The sequence below is a fragment of the Agreia sp. Leaf283 genome, from assembly GCF_001422485.1.
In the GTDB taxonomy this organism is placed as follows: Bacteria; Actinomycetota; Actinomycetes; order Actinomycetales; family Microbacteriaceae; genus Agreia.
Genome location: NZ_LMNF01000001.1, coordinates 38,097 through 52,945, shown reverse-complemented (window position 1 = coordinate 52,945; position 14,849 = coordinate 38,097). Strand labels below are relative to the sequence as shown.

Below are 14,849 nucleotides of genomic sequence, written 5' to 3'. Positions count from 1 at the left end.
GCCGGCTACAGCGGGATGTTGCCGTGCTTCTTCGTGGGCAGGCTCGCCCGCTTGGTGCGGAGCGCCCGAAGCGCCTTCACCACGGCGACGCGCGTGGCCGCAGGTTCGATCACGCCGTCGAGTTCGCCGCGCTCGGCCGCCAGGAACGGCGACGCCACGTTGTAGGTGTACTCGTTGGCAAGTCTCGTGCGCACGGCTGCGACGTCTTCGCCGGCCTCCTCGGCCCGCTTGATCTCGCCGCGGTACAGGATGTTGACCGCGCCCTGTCCGCCCATGACGGCGATCTCGGCCGTCGGCCACGCGAGGTTGATGTCCGCTCCGAGCTGTTTGGAGCCCATCACGATGTAGGCGCCGCCGTACGCCTTGCGCGTGATGACGGTGATGAGGGGAACGGTGGCCTCGGCGTAGGCGTAGAGCAGCTTGGCGCCGCGGCGGATGACGCCCGTCCACTCCTGGTCGGTTCCGGGAAGGTACCCGGGAACATCGACGAGGGTGAGGATCGGGATGGAGAACGCATCGCAGAAGCGCACGAAGCGCGCGGCCTTCTCGCCGGCCTCGATGTTCAGCGTTCCGGCCATCGCGTTGGGCTGGTTCGCCACGATTCCCACGGAACGGCCCTCGACCCGGGCGAAGCCCACGACGATGTTGGGTGCATACAGGGGCTGGGTCTCGAGGAACTCGCCGTTGTCGACGATGTGCTCGATCACGGTGTGCACGTCGTAGGGCTGGTTGGGCGAGTCGGGGATGAGCGTGTTGAGCCGACGGTCGGCGTCGGTGATCTCGAGGTCGACCTCGCTGTCGTAGACGGGCGGGTCGGAGAGGTTGTTGTCGGGCAGGTAGCTGATGAGGCCGCGTGCGAAGTCGAGCGCGTCCTCCTCGTCGCTCGCCAGGTAGTGCGAGACGCCCGACACGGTGTTGTGGGTGAGCGCACCGCCGAGCTCCTCCATTCCCACGTCTTCGCCGGTGACCGTCTTGATCACGTCGGGGCCGGTCACGAACATCTGGCTGGTCTTGTCGACCATGATGACGAAGTCGGTGAGGGCGGGGGAGTACACGGCGCCGCCGGCTGCCGGGCCCATGATGATCGAGATCTGCGGAATCACACCGGAGGCCTGGGTGTTGCGGCGGAAGATCTCACCGTACTTGCCGAGGGCGACGACGCCCTCCTGGATGCGGGCTCCACCCGAGTCGAGCATGCCGATGATCGGCACGCCGGTCTTCAGGGCGAGGTCCATGACCTTGATGATCTTCTCGCCCGCGACCTCGCCGAGCGAGCCGCCGAAGATCGTGAAGTCCTGCGAATAGACGGCGACCTGGCGCCCGTGGATGGTGCCCGTGCCGGTGACGACCGCGTCGCCGTAGGGGCGGGACTTCTCCATGCCGAATGCCACGGTGCGGTGGCGCACGAACTCGTCGATCTCGACGAACGAACCCGCATCGAGCAGTTCTTCTATGCGCTCGCGCGCGGTCTTCTTGCCCCTGGCGTGCTGCTTCGCGATCGCGGCCTCACCGCTCGCGGTCACGGCCTCGTGGTACCTGTTCTTCAGGTCGACCAGCTTGCCCGCCGTGGTGTACATGTCCGGCGCCTGTGCAGTTACGTCTTCGCTCACCGGTTCACTCTACCGGCCAGCCATCGCCGCCAACCGTTGGTTGATTGCTACAAAATTGCCGCGCATCCATTGGTTCTCGCCCGTGCGTCCTGCCGGATCGCCGCGACGCTGCGCCTAGGGTGATGCCTATGAAACTGCCCCTCAGTTCCGCTGTCGCCGAGCGCCTCGAGTGGCTTCCCCGCACGGGGTCCACGAATGACACGTTGCGCGAGCACGCGACGGGCCCGGATGCCTCGGGCTGGCCCGATCTGTCGGTGGTCGCGACCGACACCCAGACGCAGGGACGTGGGCGCCTCGGGCGGACGTGGACCGCGCCTGCCGGCAAGTGCCTCGCCGTCTCGGTTCTGCTGCGACAGCCGATCGACGAAGGGTCGACTCTGCCGCCCGACAGCCTGGGCTGGTTGCCGCTCATGGCCGGTGCCGCGATGACCAAGGTCGTACGCTCCCTCATTGAGGGAGAGGTGGGCCACGCGACCCGCGTGCACCACCACCCCGTCGCGTCGCTCAAGTGGCCCAACGACGTTCTCATCGACGGCGCGAAGGTCAGCGGAATCCTCAGCGAGCTCATCCCCGAGACCGGAGTCATTGTCGGCGCCGGCCTCAACATCTCTCTCGACGAGAACGAACTGCCGGTTCCGACGGCCACCTCCCTTCTCATCGCCGGAGTGAGTCACGCATCGCTCGACGCGGCGCTCGCGGGCTACCTGATCAACCTCTCCCGCCTCTACCGCGACTTCGTGCGCTTCGAGGGAGACGCGCTGCGGAGCGGGCTGCACGCCCAGGTCACGGCGCTCTGCAGCACGCTCGGTTCGCCCGTGCTGGCCGAGCTGCCCGACGGCGAGGTGGTGTCGGGCATCGCGCGAGAGATCGACGAGCTGGGCCGCATCGGTATCGATCGGGACTCGGATGGCTGGAGAGTCGTCGTGGCCGCAGGGGATATCACCCACCTGAAGGTTTAATAGGCCCATGCCCGCCTCGAAGCAGCCGCGTCCGAGCTTCGGCGCGCTCATTCACGGCTCCGACGCGCCCACCGAGCTCATCGCGGCCGACGGTTCCGGGCCGCTGCCCCCGGCCCCCGCGCCGTCGGCCCCTGCGCCGTCGGCGTACGGCGAGACGGTCGCGACCGAACGCATCCGGCCCCCGCATCGGGCGGGGTCTCGGGCCAAGGGCGCACCGGATGCCGCGGGTGCGGCCGACGAGGCTGCCGAGCCCGAGCGGGTGGTCGCGAAGTTCCGAGCGCACGGTCGACGCCTGTTCTTTCCCACGATCCTCCTGATCGCCGTCGCGGGGGCGACGGGGTACTTCTCGAGCTGGTTTCCCGTCGAGTGGCAGAACTGGGCCGTCCTCGCGGCGGGCGCGCTGCTGGCGGTGCTCTTCTTCCTCGTTCCCACGGTGCGGTGGCTGAGCACCCGCTACGTGATCACCACGAGGCGCATCATTCTGCGCCGCGGCCTGCTCGTGAACACCCGGAGCGAGCTGATGCTGGTGCGCGCCGGCGACATCACGGTTCGCAAGTCGCTGCTGCAGGCCATGTTCCGCTCCGGCGATGTGCGCATCGGCACCGGACCGGGGGAGTTCGCCGTCCTCCGCGATGTTCCCCGTGCCGATCTGGTGTCGGAGGTGATCGGCGACCTGCTCGAGTCGCAGCACGTTCCCTCCCACGCGGTGCGGTTCCACCGACCGGATCAGGACAATCCCTGGTGGGACGAGCAGTCGCAGCCCCGATCGGAGTAGCCTCGGGACATGCTGGAATTCAAGGGCGAGAAGCTCGAACAGGTCTGGGTCGGCAACGAGCACGTGGCGAATATCCGGGAGGCCTCGGGCCACGGTGAGGGCCCGTTCATCATCGAGGCGGTCGACGGGGTCGAGATCCATCAGGCGGCAGACCTGCACCTCGCCGAGCTCTGGGTGGCGCAGCACTCCGACGACATCCTGGGGCGCCCGAACTAACCCGCCCGTTCACTGACCCGCCCGTTCACTGAGCCGCCCGTTCCCTGAGCCGCCCGTTCCCTGAGCCGGTCGCCCGAACCGGCCCGCGCGTTCCCTGAGCCTGTCGAAGGGATCAACAGCGAATTCGTTAAGCTGTACGCGTGGACTATCGCGTAGGTGTTATCGGTGGCGGTCAGCTGGCTCGAATGATGATTCCCGCGGCGGTGAACCTCGGTCTCGACCTCAGGGTGCTCGCCGAGAACGAGGGGTCGTCGGCGGCACTGGCGGCCAGCGAGGTGGGAGACTACCTCGATCGCGACACCGTGCTGGCGTTCGCCGACACCGTCGACGTCGTCACCTTCGACCACGAACACGTTCCCCAGCCGATCCTGCGCGCGCTCGTCGAAGCGGGCCACGCCGTGCACCCCGGCCCGGACGCTCTCCTCTACGCGCAGGACAAGATCCTCATGCGTGAGAAGCTCGAGCAGCTGGGCGTTCCGGTTCCGATCTGGTCCGCGGTCTCCGACGCAGACGAGCTCGCGTCGTTCATCGCCGACAACGGCGGGCACGCGGTGGTGAAGACTCCTCGCGGCGGCTACGACGGCAAGGGGGTGCGCGTCGTGACGCACGCCGACGAGGTGGCCGACTGGTTCCTCGCCCTCGCCGAAGACGGCAACGGGGGAGCGCTCCTGGCAGAGGAGCGGGTCGACTTCAGTCGAGAACTGGCCCAGATGGTGGCGCGTCGACCGTCAGGAGATATGCAGCTCTGGCCGGTCGTCGAGTCGATCCAGCGAGACGGCGTGTGCGCCGAGGTCATCGCGCCCGCCCCGCGCAGCGCGGGCCGGGTCGCCGACGTGGCCGCCGACATCGCCACCAGCATCGCCGAGGGACTCGGGGTGACGGGCGTCTTCGCCGTCGAGCTCTTCGAGACCACCGACGAGCGCCTGCTCGTGAACGAACTGGCCATGCGTCCGCACAACACGGGCCACTGGTCGATCGACGGGTCGACCACGAGCCAGTTCGAACAGCACCTGCGTGCGGTCCTCGACCTGCCGCTCGGCGCAACCGGATGCCGTGACACCTGGTCGGTCATGGTGAACGTGCTCGGCGGCCCGGCCGAAGGATCCCTCGCCGACCGCTACGCCGCCGCTTTCGCCGACCAGCCGACGGTCAAATTCCACAACTACGGCAAGGCGCCTCGACCCGGCCGCAAGGTGGGCCACGTCACCGCGGGCGGCGACGACCTCGACCAGGTCGTGTTCGAGGCCCGTGCCGCCGCGGCTTTCTTCCAGAACTGACCCGAGGTCAGCCGACGGATCGCAGGGTGAAGCCGTCGAAGTAGACGAGATACCCGCCGGCATAGAACCACCAGAACGCGTCGGTAGGAGTGCTCCAGACCACCGCCCCGGTCTGGGCATCGACTGCTGTTCCGACGCCGTCGACGATGTCGTAGTTCAGGGCGGTGCCGTAGGCCGAGGAGAAATGCCGCGGAACGGCTGAGTCGGCCAGTCTGGCGCCGGTTGCCGAGTCGAACCGGCAGGGGCGGTCGACGTCGTTGCCGATCGTGACAGCAGAGCCGTCAGGAGACAGGTGAACCGCGAATTGTCCATACGCACCCGGAAGGGTGCCGCAGTCTGTGGCGTCCGTCTCCCACACCGTCTCACCGGTGAGGCCATCGACGAGGCTGATGCTCGAGGGTGAGCCGATCACGAATTGTCCGTTGCCCACCCGCGGACCGATGTCCACGGGATCGCCCGGGCGAACCGAGGACGTCAGCACTTCGCTCACGCTCGATTCCGGCCCCACTGCTCGTGTCCACAGTTCGTCTCCGTTGTCGTCGAAGCCGTTCAGGGTGCGCGGTACCTCCGTCTCGTCGTAGTCCGACGGGCGGATCGTGTAGCCCGTGAAGAACTCGTAGTCGGTCCGCTCATCGCGGAGCGAGACGGAACCGGAGGTGAGGTCGAGAACGGCTGATGCATAGCGAGTCTGGCTGATCGGAGCGTAGGTGAGTGACGTGAATGTCATCTGGTTGGTGACCTCCCGGGCCGAGACGTCTGTTCCCTCGACACGAGTGCTCCAGATCGGATTCTGAGCATCGCGCGGGTCGAGGCGCTTCACCATCCCGAAGGGCGCTTGGTTCCCGTCGTCGTCGAGCTCGCGGAATGTGGCGATGACATCCCCGGAGTCGCCAGGGACGGGACTCACCTCGTAGACGTGCTCGTTTCCGCTGCTCGGGGTGAACGGTGCCACCGTCTGACCGGTCGCCAGATCGAGTACTTCGCTGGGGCCCGATCGATCCATCTGGGAGTCGACCAGCACGCGACCCGATGTGCCGAGCAGAGACGTATCCACGTATGCCGAGCCCTGACCTTCGATCTCGGTGTCCCATTTCCACTCTCGGGTCCACAGCAGTCCGCCTGACGAGGTGTCGACGAGCGAGAGGGTCATTCCGTCGTTCGTCCGGAGGCATCCCGGGTTGTCGTCTGCACGAATCGGCCCGACCTGTACAAGCGCCAACCCGTCGGCGACTGTGTAGGCCTGTCGATCCTGACAGGGCTCCGCCGAGTGCGGCATCTCGAGGGTCCACCCCGAGCCGCTCGGAGGAGAGGGCACATCGCGAGGCGCGATCGGGTCGCCTGTCACCGCCGGGCCCGATGAGTCGATCTCATCGGGCGTCGAGGGGGTCGTTGGCACAGGCGACGCTGTCGGCCCGGTGGTGCTGGTCGGCGTGGCGGGCGGGGCAGCCGCGGGTGCGCCGAAGAGGTGGTCGCGATTCAGCGCGAGGGCGGCGGAGCCGGAGGCGACGACACCCGTGATGATGAGTCCGGCCAGCAATCCACGGAGGTGCCTCGTGCGACGCTTCGGCTCCGCCTCGACGTTCTCGATGAGAAGGTGCCGGATCGCAGCACTGCGCTGGGGATCGAACTTCGGTGTCTCAGTCATTTCGCACCTCCCGAGGCGATTGCGGTTCGTTCTATCTCTTCGGTCGTGAAGGCCGATAGTCGTTGTTTGGCGCGGGACAATCGTGATTTGACCGTGCCGACGGGAATCCGGAGCGCGACTGCCGCCTCGGCCAGGCTGAACTCTTCGAGCACGCACAGGGTGATGATGTTCTGGTCGTTCGCAGACAGCTGAGCGAATGCGCTGCCGACGCTCCGGCCGCGGCGGGCGGAGTCGATCTCCTCGTCGACGCGGTCGAAATCGTGAGTGCCATCGGGCTCGGCCGGAGGAATGCGATCGATGACGGCCTTGTAGCGCCGCATGCTGCGGACGAAGTTGTGCGACACGTTGTTCGTCGTCACGAGCAGCCACCCGATCAGCGTCTCGTTGACGAGCGTCACGGTCTTGCGTCGCCGCCAGAGCTCGAGAAACACCATCGCGGTCACGTCCTCGGCGTCATGAGATGAACGCATGAGTCGCAACGCCTGACCGAATACGCGATCGCGATGTCTGTCGTACACCATGGCGAAAGCCCCCGAATCGCCACCGCGAGCCAGCTCCCAGAGGGCCGGCTCGTTCACTAGTTCTGTGCCCATACCTCATAGTGTCCGGTCGGTGAAAAAAGGTTCCATTGCCGCTGGTGCGTGCCGCAACGGCTTTCTTGCAGAACTGACCTTTACCATGGGCAAATGCCCGCTCTTATGCCTCTCGTCGGTGTCGTCATGGGGTCGGATTCCGACTTCTCCGTGATGGCCGACGCCGTCGCCGTGCTCAGCGACTTCGGTATCGCCCACGAGGTGCAGGTCGTCTCGGCCCATCGCACCCCCGAGAAGATGATCGACTACGGACGTACGGCACGAGAGCGCGGGCTCAAAGTGATCATCGCCGGCGCCGGTGGCGCCGCCCACCTTCCCGGAATGCTCGCGGCGGTCACGACCCTCCCTGTCGTCGGCGTGCCTGTGCCCCTCGCCCGTCTCGACGGCCTCGATTCCCTGCTGTCCATCGTGCAGATGCCCGCGGGCATCCCCGTCGCCACCGTGTCGATCGGCGGCGCGAAGAATGCCGGCCTCATCGCCGTGAGCATCCTCTCGACCTTCGACGACACCCTCGCGGGCAAGCTCGGCGACTACCGCGAAGAGCTCACCGCCCTTGTCGAACAGAAGAACCAGGACCTGCAAGCGCGCCTATGACCACTGTCAACGCACCCATCCGCTATCCGGATGTGGCCTCTCCCAAAGTCATGACCGCCCGAGCCTGGGTGCTGGTCGTGCTGAACTTCGTGCTGCCCGGCTCCGCCCAGGTGCTGGCCGGCAGCAGGCGCCTCGGCCGCTTCGGCCTGGCCTGCACCCTCGGCCTCGTGGGGCTCGCCATCGTGGCGGGTCTCGTCTATCTCATCTGGCCCCAGGTCATCTTCTCGATCTTCACGAACGAGTGGAGCCTGTGGGCGGTGCAGATCCTGCTCATCGCCTATGCCGTGCTGTGGGTGATCCTCGCCCTCGACACCCTGCGTCTGGTGCGCCTCGTGCGCACGCGGCCAAAGGCACGCGGCTGGATCGCGGCCTTCACCACCGTGCTGCTCGTGCTGTTCGCCGGCGGCGCGGGCTACGGCGCCTACCTCGTGAACGTGACCCGCGACACCGTGGCCTCGATCTTCGCGGTCCAGGCGAACGCCGAGCCTCCCGTCGACGGCCGCTACAACATCCTTCTTCTCGGAGGCGACGCCGGTGCCGACCGCGACGGCCTGCGCCCCGACAGCATCACCGTCGTCAGCATCGAGGCCGACACCGGCCGCGCCACGATGATCGGTGTGCCGCGCGACCTGCAGCAGGTGCCCTTCCCCGAGGGCTCGCCTCTCATCGGCTCCGACTACGACGAGAACGGCACGGGCGTCTACGACTGCGGTTCCGACTGTCAGATCAGCTTCCTCTACCCCCGCGTCGAGGCCTACGACCAAGACCTCTACCCGAATGCAGAGGCCGAGGGCTCGAGCCCGGGTGTCGAGGCCACGAAGGACGCGGTCGAAGGCGCGCTCGGCATCACCATCCAGTACTACGTGCTCATCGATATGCAGGGCTTCGCGCAGCTCATCGATGCCCTCGGCGGCGTCGACATCAACGTCACCGAGCGCCTGCCCATCGGTGGCGACGAGAACCTCGAGCAGGTCGAGGGCTGGATCGAGCCCGGCCTGCAGCACATGGATGGAACGACGGCGCTCTGGTACGCCCGGTCCCGCCACTCCACGAGCGACTACGACCGTATGAGCCGCCAGCGCGAACTGCAGACGGCCATCCTCACGCAGTTCCAGCCGGCCAACGTGCTGTCGAAGTTCCAGGGCATCGCCCAGGCAGGCGCCGACGTGGTGAAGACCGACGTTCCGCAGTCGACCCTGGCGTACTTCCTCGACCTCGCGCTCAAGACGAAAGACCTTCCGATCGACAACGTCGAACTCGTGCCGCCGCTGATCGATCCCGAAGATCCCGACTGGGCCACCGTGCGGCAGTCCGTCACCGACGCCCTCGTGCTCAGTTCGTCGAAGACGTAGTAGCGGCGACGGCGGCCTCGGCCGGCCCGGCCTGTCAGCGGTCGGCCGGCCAAAGATAAGCCGACCGGTTACAGGTCGGCGTGCAGCTGCCAGACCTTCTCGGCCGAGTCGCGCCAACTGAATGCGCGGGCGCGGTCGTAGCCGCCCACGGAGAGCCGTTCGAAGAGCTGGGTGTCTCCGAGCACGCGGGTGATGGCCGAGGCGATCCGCTCCGGGTACCCGGCCGGGTCGTCGCGCGCCACCGAGACACTCGCTCCGGCCGTGACCTCGCGCAGCGCGGGCACGTCGGAGTGGATGACCGGCGTGCCGAAGTTCATGGCCTCGATCACGGGGAGGCCGAATCCCTCGGCGAGGCTGGGGTAGACGAAGAGCGAGGCGCGGTCTAGTAGCAGCGCCAGGTCGAAGTCGGAGACGAATCCGAGGGTGCGCACGCGTTCGGCGGGCAGCCCCGCCTCGGCGACGACGCGGGCGACATCGAGATCGCCCCAGCCGTCGGGACCTGCGATGAGCAGGGGCAGATCGGGCACGCCGGGGCGCGCGAGTGCTGCAATCAGGGGAGCGAGACCCTTGCGGGGTTCCAGCGTGCCCACAGTGAGGATGTACTCGGCGGGCAGATCGAGCTCGGATGCGCGCTCGTCTGCATTCTCGGGAACGACGAGCTTGGAACTGACGGCGCCTCCGATGACACGCACCCGGTCGCCGAAGTTCACGAATTCCCGCAGCTCCGCGGCGACAGCGTGGGTGGGGACGACGATGGCGTCGGCGTAGCGCCGCGCCCGCTTGGCGAGCCCCTTGTGCCAGGCGACCCCGTGTTTGGTGAGCGTCTCGGGGTGGGTCCACGGAACGACGTCGTGGATCGTGACGGCGACCTGCTCGCCGATGGAGTTGACGCGGTCGATCTTGCGGAGAGGGGCGAGCAGGCTGGTGGCATGGATCATGCCGCGGCCCTTCGCCCCGGTCGAGAATCCGTGCTGCCAGGCGCGCGCGAGCTCGCGACGCGGCAGAGACAGTCGCGTGAGACCACCGAGTCCGGGCAGCCGGGACAGGGTCTCGTCGTAGGTCTCGTCGGGCACCTTCGAGATGATGCCTTCGACATCGCACCCACGAGGTGCCGTGGCGATCAACTCACGTGTCAGTTCTTCCGTATAGCGACCGATGCCCCCCGGTACTGTCGCCACCATCTGATCAATGATCACCCTGAGGGTTGTCATCAGTCTCCAAATACTTCCCGAGTGCGCTGCAGAGTGCAGCCCACCGGACACCGTCGCACGGGTTCGAATTCCGCTCGGGACCTGCGACAGGTCTGAGAAACCGGGTGGACAAGCCGCGGGGCGGAACGAACAAAACGACGAACTGTCCGTGGCTCCGACCCTATCAGCCTCCAATGAGGCTTCCTGAGAGGCCGCCCGGTAGACTTCTCGACCATGCGTGGAATCATTCTCGCCGGCGGCTCCGGCACCCGGCTCTGGCCCATCACGAAGGGCATCAGCAAGCAGCTGATGCCCATCTATGACAAGCCCATGATCTATTACCCCCTGTCGACCCTGATGATGGCGGGCATCAACGAGATCCTCATCATCACGACGCCGGAGTACAACGAACAGTTCAAGTCGCTGCTCGGCGACGGCAGCGAGCTCGGCATCCGCCTCGAGTACGCCGTGCAGCCCTCGCCCGACGGCCTGGCCCAGGCCTTCATCATCGGCGAGGAGTTCATCGGCGACGAGAGCGTGGCCCTCGTGCTCGGCGACAACATCTTCCACGGAACAGGCCTCGGCTCCAGCCTGCGCAACAACACGTCGTTCGATGGCGCCCTGATCTTCGCGTACCACGTGGCCAATCCGCGCGCCTACGGCGTGGTGGAGTTCGACGACGCCAACGTCGCCGTGTCGATCGAGGAGAAGCCGGTCGAGCCGAAGAGCAACTACGCCGTTCCCGGCCTCTACTTCTACGACAACTCCGTGGTCGAGATCGCCAAGACGATCGAGCCCAGTGCCCGCGGCGAGCTCGAGATCTCCACGGTCAACGAGCGCTACCTCAAGCAGGGCAACCTGCGGGTGCAGGTTCTCGACCGAGGAACGGCCTGGCTCGACACCGGCACATTCGAGTCGATGGTTCAGGCGACCGAGTTCGTTCGGGTCGTCGAAGACCGGCAGGGCTTCAAGATCGGTTGCATCGAGGAGATCGCCTGGCGCGCCGGCTGGATCTCCGACGAGCAGCTCCGCACTCTTGCCGCGCCCCTCGTGAAGAGCGGATACGGCACCTACCTCAACACGCTTCTCGACGCACGCTGATCGGGCGCTCGTACTCGGGGATGATCTTCAGCTTCGACACGCGTCGAATGTAGCTTTCTATGTGTTTGCTCTGAGATGATTCGCAGACCATGCACCAGAACCACAGCGCGTTGTCGTCGCCCTCCACAGTGTCGAAAGACGACGCTGCCATCCTGTTCTCGAGGCCGTTTCACGCACCGCACGAGATGGAGAATCTGCGCGAGGTCGTGCGCGGCGACCATGCTCATGGCGACGGTGGTTTCACCCGCTCCGCAACCCGGCGTCTCACCGACATCACCGGTTCCCCGGCAGCGTTGCTGACCACCTCCGGTTCGCACGCGCTCGAACTCGCCAGCCGGCTCCTCGACCTGGGCCCTGGCGACGAGGTGATCCTTCCGAGCTTCACCTTCCCCTCGGCAGCCAACGCCATCGCCCTCACCGGCGCCACCTGCGTGTTCGTCGACGTCGACATGCGGCACGGCAACATCGACCCGCAGCAGGTGGCCGAGGCCGTCACCCCCAGAACCAAGGCCATCTCCGTGGTCAGCTACGGCGGGGTCGCCGTCGACTTCGAGGCCATCTCGGCGATCGCCGAGGAGCACGGTCTCGCCATCATCGAAGACAACGCCCACGGCCTGGGCGGCTCCTACCGTGGCAGGGCGCTGGGCACATTCGGCGTGGTCGGCGTGCAGAGCTTTCACGACACCAAGAACGTGCACTGCGGCGAGGGCGGAGCGATCCTGATCAACGACCTGTCCCTGATGGACCGTGCGGAGATCATGAGAGAGAAGGGCACAGACCGGGCCCGCTTCCTGCGCGGCCAGATCGACAAGTACACGTGGGTCGACATCGGATCGAGCTACCTTCTGAGCGAGTACAACGCCGCTGTCCTCGACTCGCAGCTCGAGTCATTCTCGAGCATCCAGCAGAAGAGGCACGCGGTCTGGAACAGCTACGCGACCCGGCTGCCCTCGTGGGCTCACGGTGAGAACGTGAGGCTGATGGACGTGCCGGCCGACCGGCGGCATCCGGCACACCTGTTCTTTCTGCAGGCGCCCGACCACGACTATCAGGTGGCGCTGCTCGCGCATCTGCGGTCGCTCGGCGTCTTCGCGTCATTCCACTACATTCCGCTCGACTCCGCCCCGGCAGGCCTGCGGCACGGCCGTCGCCTGCGCGAGCTCACCCAGAGCCAGAACTTCTCAGACCGTCTCGTGCGCCTGCCCCTGTGGGCCGACATGAGCCAGGGCCAGATCGATCGAGTGATCGAAGCGGTGTCCTCCTTCCACAGGTGAGGCGTCGTCCACGGCACGGAGTCCCCGCCCGGGGTCCGGGATTGCCTCGCTAAGATCGGGGGAGCTTTCCGCCGACGCCCGAGGACGAAGAAACACCCATGAAGACCGTTCTGCTGCGCCTCTCCGGCTTCACGGTGCTGCCTCTGCTGTCGCTCATCACGCCGTTCCTCCTCCTCCCCATCGTCTCGGCCATCGTCGGAGGCGAGGGCGTCTCGAGTGTGATCTCGGGCCAGGCGATCGGCACGTTCGCCGCGACGGCGCTGATGTGGGGCTGGAATGTCGACGGCCCCGTGCTGATCGCGCGTGCCGCCACTCCGGCCGAGAGGGCCACGGTCTACCTGCGCAGCGTGCGCACGCGCATCGTGCTGCTGGTCTTCGCGCTCCCCATCGCATCGGTCATCGCGGCGTTCGTGGCCGTGCCCGAGTTCCGCGTCGAGGCCGTGTCGATGGCACTCGCGACGGCCCTCGTGGGTATGTCGCCGGCCTGGTTCTGCATCGGCCTCGGGCAGCCCAGGCTGCTCGCCTACTACGACACCATCCCGCGGTTCCTCGCCACTCTCGTCTCCGTTCCCCTGCTCCTCGCGACGCAGCAGGTGTGGAGCTATACGATCGTGCTGGCCGCCGCCACGGGGGTGAGCCTCGTCCTCTTCCACCGCCGGTTCTCGCGCGGGGGCGTCTGGCTGCCGACTCCGCTCGGCGCAGCGCTCCGCGACCTGCGATCGCAGGGTCACACCGCCGGCATCAGCATGGCGGGCAGCGCCTACGCATCCACCCCGGCGCCGATCGCGACGGCGACGACCAGCCCCCTCGCATCCGGAAGCCTGTCGACGGCGGACACCCTCTATCGGTTCGGTCTCTTCACGGTCGTGGCCCTGGGCAACGCACTGCAGAGCTGGACCATCGAGCCGGGCATCGCCAACAGGCGGCAGCGGCACGCGTTCGCCCTGTGGTCGCACGTCGGGCTCGGCGCCGCGGGTCTTGTCATCCTGGTGCTGGCCGGTCCGTGGGTGAGCGAGCTTCTGTTCGCGGGTCAGGCGCGGGCCACCGTCGAGGTGTGCCTCTACTACGGCATCGCCTTCTTCTTCCTCTCGGTCGGCACGCCGCTCATGCGCAACGTGCTGATTCCCGCCGGTCGACAGAGGCTCATCCTGCGGTGGACGCTCGTCTCGGCCGTGCTCGGAATCGGCGCGATGCTCGCCGCCGGACTCTCGGGCCACGCGGCCCTGATCGCGCTCGGCATGGCGCTCAGCGAGGCGGTGCTCTGTGGGGCACTCGCCGTGCCCGCGTTCCGTGAACTGCGCCGCGAGAACGAGAAAGAGGAGTCCCATGTCGACTGAGCCTCCCGCCCCGCGCAGTGTCGTCGCGATCGTCGCCTCCTACCGCCCCGACGCCGACCTGGTGGCGACGGCGGCAAAGCTGAGGCAGCAGTTCGACCGGGTGATCGTCGTCGACGACGGATCGCCGGCCGAGTTCTCGGGGCGCCTCGATGAGATCGAGGCGACCGGCGTCACGGTCGTCCGGCGGCCGCAGAACGCCGGCATCGCCGCGAGCCTCAACGCCGGAATTCGGGCGGCCGAGGAGAACGAGCGGCCCGACTTCGTCGTGACCTTCGACCAGGACTCGGTGCCGGTCGACGACTACGCCGAGCGAGCGCTGACCACGTACCACGATGCCCGCGCGGCGGGGCGACGGGTCGGTGTCGTCGTCGCCTCGTCGTACAGCGGGCACGCGGTGCACACCCGCGGAGACGTCGCAGGTTTCACGGTGGCGTTCGACCCCATGCAGTCCGGTTTTGTGATCCCCCGCGAGACCCTCGATTCGATCGGCCATCTCGACGAGGGCCTCGTGATCGACGGCGTCGACAGCGAGTACACGGCGCGGGCACGCGCGGCGGGTTTCGACGTGCTCGTGGGGGCCGGATGCGACATCCGGCACCAGCTCGGACGGCGCGACCCCGCGCGGCTGTTCGGCAGGCCCCTGCGGGTGCTCGGTCGTGAACTGAGCTACAACTACCACTCGCCGCAGCGTGTCTACTACATCGCGCGCAACGGCACGACGCTCACCAGGCGCTACCTGCTGAAGGACCCGTCGTGGGTACTGCGCAGGCTCGGCGAAGAGACGAAGGCGCACCTGCTTCGACTCGCGTTCAGCCCGAATCGGCGCGCCATAGCCCGGGCGATGCTGGCGGGCTACCGCGACTCGGTGCGCGGGCGCACGGGCGTGTTGATCCTTGATGCCGTTGACGATCGGAAGGAGCGGTAGC

General features: G+C 67.2%; 14 protein-coding genes. 10 read left to right on the top strand and 4 right to left on the bottom strand.

Features of this window, described 5'->3' with window-relative positions:
• Positions 1 to 5: 5 nt before the first annotated feature.
• Complete coding sequence (locus ASF51_RS00225; protein WP_055923573.1) at positions 6 to 1,577, bottom strand: acyl-CoA carboxylase subunit beta; 1,572 nt, start codon at positions 1,575 to 1,577, stop codon at positions 6 to 8.
• 161 nt (positions 1,578 to 1,738) lie between these two features.
• On the opposite strand from ASF51_RS00225, the gene ASF51_RS00220 reads away from it, so the two are divergent.
• The 4 genes from ASF51_RS00220 to ASF51_RS00205 all read left to right on the top strand — a co-directional run bounded on the left by ASF51_RS00220 (position 1,739) and on the right by ASF51_RS00205 (position 4,837).
• A complete protein-coding gene (locus ASF51_RS00220; RefSeq protein WP_055923570.1) occupies positions 1,739 to 2,569 on the top strand; it encodes a biotin--[acetyl-CoA-carboxylase] ligase in 831 nt (276 codons plus the stop codon).
• Between the two features lie 7 nt (positions 2,570 to 2,576).
• Positions 2,577 to 3,344 (top strand): PH domain-containing protein, encoded by a 768-nt coding sequence (locus ASF51_RS00215; protein ID WP_055923567.1) that lies wholly within the window; start codon positions 2,577 to 2,579, stop codon positions 3,342 to 3,344.
• 9 nt (positions 3,345 to 3,353) lie between these two features.
• Positions 3,354 to 3,560, top strand: coding sequence for a hypothetical protein (locus tag ASF51_RS00210; protein ID WP_055923563.1), 207 nt, complete (start codon positions 3,354 to 3,356; stop codon positions 3,558 to 3,560).
• Positions 3,561 to 3,700: 140 nt separating this feature from the next.
• A complete protein-coding gene (locus ASF51_RS00205; protein ID WP_157411941.1) occupies positions 3,701 to 4,837 on the top strand; it encodes a 5-(carboxyamino)imidazole ribonucleotide synthase in 1,137 nt (378 codons plus the stop codon).
• A gap of 7 nt (positions 4,838 to 4,844) precedes the next feature.
• On the opposite strand, the gene ASF51_RS00200 is transcribed toward ASF51_RS00205, so the two are convergent.
• Positions 4,845 to 6,482, bottom strand: a complete 1,638-nt coding sequence (locus ASF51_RS00200; protein ID WP_055923557.1) for a hypothetical protein — start codon at positions 6,480 to 6,482, stop codon at positions 4,845 to 4,847.
• On the bottom strand, positions 6,479 to 7,003 hold the full coding sequence (locus ASF51_RS00195; protein WP_255354411.1) for an RNA polymerase sigma factor: 525 nt from the start codon (positions 7,001 to 7,003) through the stop codon (positions 6,479 to 6,481). The genes ASF51_RS00200 and ASF51_RS00195 overlap by 4 nt, the downstream gene beginning before the upstream one ends.
• A gap of 165 nt (positions 7,004 to 7,168) precedes the next feature.
• Here ASF51_RS00195 and purE point away from each other — a divergent pair, with 165 nt between their 5' ends.
• Positions 7,169 to 7,669 carry a 5-(carboxyamino)imidazole ribonucleotide mutase gene (gene purE / locus ASF51_RS00190; protein ID WP_055923551.1) on the top strand — a complete coding sequence of 167 codons (501 nt, stop codon included), beginning with the start codon at positions 7,169 to 7,171 and terminating at the stop codon, positions 7,667 to 7,669.
• Entirely contained in the window at positions 7,666 to 9,021 is a 1,356-nt protein-coding gene (locus ASF51_RS00185; protein WP_055923548.1) for an LCP family protein, read from the top strand. The genes purE and ASF51_RS00185 overlap by 4 nt, the downstream gene beginning before the upstream one ends.
• A 68-nt stretch (positions 9,022 to 9,089) precedes the next feature.
• On the opposite strand, the gene ASF51_RS00180 is transcribed toward ASF51_RS00185, so the two are convergent.
• Entirely contained in the window at positions 9,090 to 10,202 is a 1,113-nt protein-coding gene (locus tag ASF51_RS00180; RefSeq protein WP_369797269.1) for a glycosyltransferase family 4 protein, read from the bottom strand.
• Positions 10,203 to 10,445: 243 nt separating this feature from the next.
• Between ASF51_RS00180 and rfbA the strand changes: the two genes are divergently transcribed.
• The 4 genes from rfbA to ASF51_RS00160 all read left to right on the top strand — a co-directional run bounded on the left by rfbA (position 10,446) and on the right by ASF51_RS00160 (position 14,848).
• A complete protein-coding gene (rfbA, locus tag ASF51_RS00175; RefSeq protein ID WP_055923541.1) occupies positions 10,446 to 11,312 on the top strand; it encodes a glucose-1-phosphate thymidylyltransferase RfbA in 867 nt (288 codons plus the stop codon).
• Between the two features lie 89 nt (positions 11,313 to 11,401).
• Entirely contained in the window at positions 11,402 to 12,586 is a 1,185-nt protein-coding gene (gene rffA / locus ASF51_RS00170) for a dTDP-4-amino-4,6-dideoxygalactose transaminase (protein WP_157411940.1), read from the top strand.
• Positions 12,587 to 12,684: 98 nt separating this feature from the next.
• A complete protein-coding gene (locus ASF51_RS00165) occupies positions 12,685 to 13,923 on the top strand; it encodes a hypothetical protein (RefSeq protein WP_055923538.1) in 1,239 nt (412 codons plus the stop codon).
• Complete coding sequence (locus tag ASF51_RS00160) at positions 13,913 to 14,848, top strand: glycosyltransferase (RefSeq protein WP_055923535.1); 936 nt, start codon at positions 13,913 to 13,915, stop codon at positions 14,846 to 14,848. The genes ASF51_RS00165 and ASF51_RS00160 overlap by 11 nt, the downstream gene beginning before the upstream one ends.
• Position 14,849: the final 1 nt, after the last annotated feature.

What these genes read in the sequence shown, in the direction of transcription:
- rffA (WP_157411940.1), top strand. Translation starts at nt 11,402, where the DNA reads ATGCACCAGAACCACAGCGCGTTGTCGTCGCCCTCCACAGTGTCGAAA.
- purE (WP_055923551.1), top strand. Translation starts at nt 7,169, where the DNA reads ATGCCCGCTCTTATGCCTCTCGTCGGTGTCGTCATGGGGTCGGATTCC.
- ASF51_RS00200 (WP_055923557.1), bottom strand. Translation starts at nt 6,482, where the DNA reads ATGACTGAGACACCGAAGTTCGATCCCCAGCGCAGTGCTGCGATCCGG.
- ASF51_RS00215 (WP_055923567.1), top strand. Translation starts at nt 2,577, where the DNA reads ATGCCCGCCTCGAAGCAGCCGCGTCCGAGCTTCGGCGCGCTCATTCAC.
- ASF51_RS00210 (WP_055923563.1), top strand. Translation starts at nt 3,354, where the DNA reads ATGCTGGAATTCAAGGGCGAGAAGCTCGAACAGGTCTGGGTCGGCAAC.
- ASF51_RS00165 (WP_055923538.1), top strand. Translation starts at nt 12,685, where the DNA reads ATGAAGACCGTTCTGCTGCGCCTCTCCGGCTTCACGGTGCTGCCTCTG.
- ASF51_RS00225 (WP_055923573.1), bottom strand. Translation starts at nt 1,577, where the DNA reads ATGTACACCACGGCGGGCAAGCTGGTCGACCTGAAGAACAGGTACCAC.
- rfbA (WP_055923541.1), top strand. Translation starts at nt 10,446, where the DNA reads ATGCGTGGAATCATTCTCGCCGGCGGCTCCGGCACCCGGCTCTGGCCC.
- ASF51_RS00220 (WP_055923570.1), top strand. Translation starts at nt 1,739, where the DNA reads ATGAAACTGCCCCTCAGTTCCGCTGTCGCCGAGCGCCTCGAGTGGCTT.
- ASF51_RS00185 (WP_055923548.1), top strand. Translation starts at nt 7,666, where the DNA reads ATGACCACTGTCAACGCACCCATCCGCTATCCGGATGTGGCCTCTCCC.
- ASF51_RS00180 (WP_369797269.1), bottom strand. Translation starts at nt 10,202, where the DNA reads ATGGTGGCGACAGTACCGGGGGGCATCGGTCGCTATACGGAAGAACTG.
- ASF51_RS00195 (WP_255354411.1), bottom strand. Translation starts at nt 7,003, where the DNA reads ATGGTGTACGACAGACATCGCGATCGCGTATTCGGTCAGGCGTTGCGA.
- ASF51_RS00160 (WP_055923535.1), top strand. Translation starts at nt 13,913, where the DNA reads ATGTCGACTGAGCCTCCCGCCCCGCGCAGTGTCGTCGCGATCGTCGCC.